The sequence below is a fragment of the Calothrix sp. CBUCES-K 9914 genome (assembly GCF_059640475.1).
The window spans coordinates 1-4,472 of sequence record NZ_JBXXZH010000439.1 but is presented as its reverse complement, the minus strand read 5'-3'; the positions used below and the strand labels follow the sequence as shown (position 1 = coordinate 4,472).

Sequence of the window (4,472 nt, the reverse complement as noted above, 5' to 3'; positions counted from 1 at the left end):
ATTTGAAACAGAGTTAATAAAGTTCTCAAAGTTTCCCTGTTTGAGGGGAACTTAAGGTCATTATTACTATCTATATTATTAACCGATAAGTTTTTAGGCATTATAAAAAAAATTAACGAATTTAGATAATGACACGGGCAGGATGCCCGTTCCACAAGATTTGTACAGTAATTATGACTACGATTAATTACCTATACTGTTTAATATTTAGGTTGGGAGTCTTTGTGATTTCTCTTCTTCCCAGGAGTTTGGTAGCACTATGTAACTATTCTAATCATGCTACAACTGTCGTTATAGTTGAGATAAAAATAGTTATTCTTTGAACATGCCACTATTAACTTTCTATTGTAATTACTTTTGTTTGAAAGTAAATATAAAAAGTTATGTAAATCATAAAATAAAAATATTGTCTTCGATTCGATTTAGTAACAGTTCTCTACAATTATCTAGACACTGTACATTTTTCAAACAAAGCATAAAATCTATAAACTTATTTACAAGTAATAAGTAAATATCAGTGAAAAGTATTAACGCGCGCATCAATAAGAGCATAGTCAGTCAATAGTGTCCGTAAGCGTGTAAAGCTGCCATCGTAGTCGCGCGCGCTGTTAAGGCGCCTGTGGCAGAAAGTGAATTAACTGTATCGTCTTGCTATATACGTAACGAGTAAAAATGCGGTATTTTAATGCATCATCAACAAAAACACTCATTTATGAGCTGCATATAGTATGTTATTAAGGCGGATGCATAAAAATAAATCGCTTTTGATAGGCGCCGTTACAGTCCTGATAGCAGTCAGTGCTGGTGTAGCGCGTCCAGCACAGGCAGAAACTGTAATGCAAAAGGTAAAACGCACGGGAGTATTAACAGCAGGTACGAGTCGAGACGCTATTCCATTTGCTTATGTTGATAGCAAAGGACAGTCAGTGGGTTACTCGGTAGACATGCTGGTCATGATTAAGGAACAATTGGAAAAACAGTTTGGCAAGAAAATTCAACTCAAACTAGTTCAACTTACACCAGCACAACGAATTCCCCAAATTGTCCAGCGTCAGGTCGATATAGTGTGTGATGCAAGTAGCTTTACCTGGGAACGTGACAAGCAAGTTGATTTTTCGGTAAGCTATGCCGTTACAGGTACACAAATACTAGTAAAGAAAGATAGCACATTGGGTACACCTGAGTCGTTGTTAAGTAAGCGGGTTGGAGTGTTGCCGCAAACAACAAACGAACAGGTTATTCGGAAAGTGCAACCCAAAGCGCAGCTAGTAAACTTCAAAAGCCGTAACGAAGCTTATACTGCACTCGCACAAGGAAAAATAGACGCTTTTGCATCGGATGGTATTCTCTTTGAAGGTTGGCTGCAAGCGCAGAAAAATCATGATGCTTTTAAGATAGTACCCGACCGTCCTTTTTCGCGCGAAGGTATTGCGTGTATAGTACCAGAGAACAATTCGAGATTTCTGGACACTGTGAACTTCGCGCTAATTAAATTTATGCAGGGATTCATAAACGGTAATCCTCGTAACGTAGCGATATTTGACCGCTCATTCGGCGCCAAAGGTACTGTTTTTATAAACCAAGACTTACGTGATCTAGCAATAGAAACAATGCAGCTAGTCATCGAGTCACGTCAAGAAATTCCCAAAAACTAACTGTAAACACAAAAACGAACTGTAAACACATGTAGCACAGGCATCCTGCCTGTGCATACTAGGTCAGGTGGCATACCTAACCCACAGCATAATCCGTAAATTGCCGTTTAAAAGGAGAATGAAATCCAATCACAATATCGTGCTTCGGAACCCCCATAGAGACTAGCTCATCAGCAATATCTATCTCTGTTCCGTTCCACTGAATCCAAATTTTTTCATTTATTATATCGATGTGTATTGAACAACCATACACACGCTGCTTTTTTTCCCAGCCAACATGAACAATTTGATAATGGTCACGTATAGTATCAAAAACTTGCTCTACTTCCACATCCCCGTAAGAAGGTTTATAACTACCGTGTGTTACCAGAAATTCTTGAATATATTCTCTGTATCTCTCTAATTTATCCATCTTACAAGCTCCTCAGTATCAGTATCATAAATTACTAGCTTTAATTTATATTCTTGGATTTGAAGCTGTGGAAACGGAAGTGTAAAAAAATCATTATAAGTCATTATATCTACAGCCAAATATAACTTACGTTCTGGGTCTTTTTCTCTAAGACCAGTGCGATAGTTAAGAAACTGTCCCAGAGCAACATGAAAATCAGTAATAGCTGATGCTTTTAGAAAACTCTTGATTTCAACAGCAATTTTTTCTCCCTCCTTTTCCGCTGCAAGTAACTTTTCTGCTCCCAAATCAATCCGCATCTGTACTGTTCCAACAGTAATATACAAAGGGTCATCTGTAATAGTCCACCCATCCTTCTCTAGTGCTAATTTCACTACTTCGTGAAATTTATCTTTTGCTGACATACCTTATTTTTGCGTTCGGGAGTATCTTAATTTTACACTATGGCTAATGAATTATAGTAAAAATGTATTTTAATTAATATAGCAGTTCCTATTCAATGACGGGCAGGGATGCCATTGGTGTCAAGTTAAGGTTGGCGCCCATGCGTCAACGATAGGTTTTGTGTGGAACGAGGTATAAAGATGAACTTTTTGCTTGGTTTTATACTGAATCGGAGAGCGATGCAAATAAACAAAGTACTAATAGCCTTTGAAAAAGCTCATTTTTTGCTCTTTTAAAACCAAAATTTTAAGCATAAATACTTATTGACGTAATAAGTTTTAGCTTAACTTGACGCTAATGGCAGGGATGCCCGTTCCACAAGAGTTTTAGTCACTTAATTTATACCTTACTTGGTTGAAAAATGCTATGTTATTATACTAGTAATTCATGTGTGCTAAATTGTCAACTACTGACAAACGCCTCCAAAACAAATCAATCATCCGTTACATCCGTTACATCCGTTGCCAATTTTCCTCTATTCAGAAACAATTATTTTATACATCATGTCAGTGTTGGCAAGCAGAACTAATCTGTATGTAATCTCTGGACTTGTGTAATTAATTATGAAACGAATTGGGGCAATATCAATATATTTAGCTGTTTTTGGCGCCATAAATATTAGTTGCTGCTACCAGCAAGTAACAGCATCTATTCCTAAAAGCAGCTATGAAAATAAAATTAATTACTCGTTAAAAAATAATAAAGTGTTAACTCCACTATATCGTATTGTCCAAAATGGTAAATACGGCTTTATTGACAAAGATGGAAAAGTTGTCATCCCTCCAAAGTATGATTTAGCTTGGGGTTTTATTGAAGGGTTAGCACAAGTGAAAGTCGGCGCCCGATATGGTTATATAGATACTACAGGTAGAAGAGTGATTTCGCCAAAATACCGTTTGTCATATGCTTTTGCAAATGGGGTAGCATTAGTTTTAATAGATGATAAATACGGATTTATTAATGAGAAAGGAAAAGTAGTAATTCAACCCCAGTATGATGGCGCCTTGGCTTTTAGAAATGGAATGGCAGCAGTACAAATAGATGATAAATGGGGATATATTGATTTTACGGGTAAAACAGTAATCAAACCACAGTTTGAAGCAGCTTTGCATTTTTACGAAGGACTCGCTGCTGTACAAGTAAATAATAAGTGGGGATATATTAATGTTGATGGTCAAACAGTGATTCAACCGCAATTTGAAAGCACTTTAAGATTCGCTGAAGGTTTAGCAGCAGTACAAGTAAATGATAAATACGGATATATTAATCGCTTTGGTGAATATGTTATCAAACCTCAGTTCCATGATACTTGGGAATTTACCGAAGGTTTAGCAGCAGTACAAGTTGGACAAAAATGGGGTTTTGTAAATGCCAGTGGTGAAATGGTAATTCCTGCACAATATGACAAAGCCACAAATTTCTCACAAGGGTTAGCAGCAGTGAAAGTTAATGATAAATATGGCTTTATTGATAAAAGCGGAAAAATGGTAATTGCACCACAGTTTGATTTAGCACTCGCGTTCACAGATGAATTAGCTTTAGTTTACGCGCGTGGTGGTGCCGGTTACATTAACAAGCAAGGTGAATATATCTGGAACCCCACCAATTAAAACCAGTTAAAAAATCCCTCCGGATAGGCGTCTCGCCTGTCCTACAATACGTTCAATATTCGACTCATTACATAAACTATATGGGTTTTATTTACAAATTGTTTTGGTGGTGTTTTACGTACCATCTCAAAACCCAAAATCTTGGTCGTGGTACAATTACCAAGCGTGCCAAAGATGATTTTAAATTTAAAGTACCTCAACTGTATAATATCACTGATATTACACCCCACGGACACGGCACCTCGTTTAACACAATCCGCGAAGTTGTTGAGTATTTTAATAAAGCTGATACCAATTTAATATGAAGTCGCATATAATAGACTTATAAGCTTAATTTACCATAAGTACCTA

At 36.8% G+C, this 4,472-nt stretch carries 5 protein-coding genes; 3 read left to right on the top strand and 2 right to left on the bottom strand.

Annotated features, from left to right (window positions below; translation table 11 throughout):
• Positions 1–743 precede the first annotated feature (743 nt).
• Complete coding sequence (locus tag AC2JBO_RS43410) at positions 744–1,655, top strand: amino acid ABC transporter substrate-binding protein (protein ID WP_496959817.1); 912 nt, start codon at positions 744–746, stop codon at positions 1,653–1,655.
• 76 nt (positions 1,656–1,731) lie between these two features.
• On the opposite strand, the gene AC2JBO_RS43405 is transcribed toward AC2JBO_RS43410, so the two are convergent.
• Positions 1,732–2,067, bottom strand: coding sequence for a XisI protein (locus tag AC2JBO_RS43405; RefSeq protein WP_496959816.1), 336 nt, complete (start codon positions 2,065–2,067; stop codon positions 1,732–1,734).
• Positions 2,055–2,471 (bottom strand): XisH family protein, encoded by a 417-nt coding sequence (locus tag AC2JBO_RS43400; RefSeq protein WP_496959815.1) that lies wholly within the window; start codon positions 2,469–2,471, stop codon positions 2,055–2,057. Before AC2JBO_RS43400 ends, AC2JBO_RS43405 begins: the two co-directional genes overlap by 13 nt.
• A 603-nt stretch (positions 2,472–3,074) precedes the next feature.
• Between AC2JBO_RS43400 and AC2JBO_RS43395 the strand changes: the two genes are divergently transcribed.
• Both AC2JBO_RS43395 and AC2JBO_RS43390 read left to right on the top strand, forming a co-directional pair.
• Positions 3,075–4,121 carry a WG repeat-containing protein gene (locus AC2JBO_RS43395; RefSeq protein ID WP_496959814.1) on the top strand — a complete coding sequence of 349 codons (1,047 nt, stop codon included), beginning with the start codon at positions 3,075–3,077 and terminating at the stop codon, positions 4,119–4,121.
• Positions 4,122–4,201: 80 nt separating this feature from the next.
• Positions 4,202–4,426, top strand: coding sequence for a hypothetical protein (locus tag AC2JBO_RS43390; RefSeq protein WP_496959813.1), 225 nt, complete (start codon positions 4,202–4,204; stop codon positions 4,424–4,426).
• Positions 4,427–4,472: the final 46 nt, after the last annotated feature.

Bases quoted from the DNA above. Each gene is read 5' to 3' on its own strand.
- AC2JBO_RS43410 (WP_496959817.1), top strand. From the start codon at position 744: ATGCATAAAAATAAATCGCTTTTGATAGGCGCCGTTACAGTCCTGATA.
- AC2JBO_RS43390 (WP_496959813.1), top strand. From the start codon at position 4,202: ATGGGTTTTATTTACAAATTGTTTTGGTGGTGTTTTACGTACCATCTC.
- AC2JBO_RS43395 (WP_496959814.1), top strand. From the start codon at position 3,075: ATGAAACGAATTGGGGCAATATCAATATATTTAGCTGTTTTTGGCGCC.
- AC2JBO_RS43400 (WP_496959815.1), bottom strand. From the start codon at position 2,471: ATGTCAGCAAAAGATAAATTTCACGAAGTAGTGAAATTAGCACTAGAG.
- AC2JBO_RS43405 (WP_496959816.1), bottom strand. From the start codon at position 2,067: ATGGATAAATTAGAGAGATACAGAGAATATATTCAAGAATTTCTGGTA.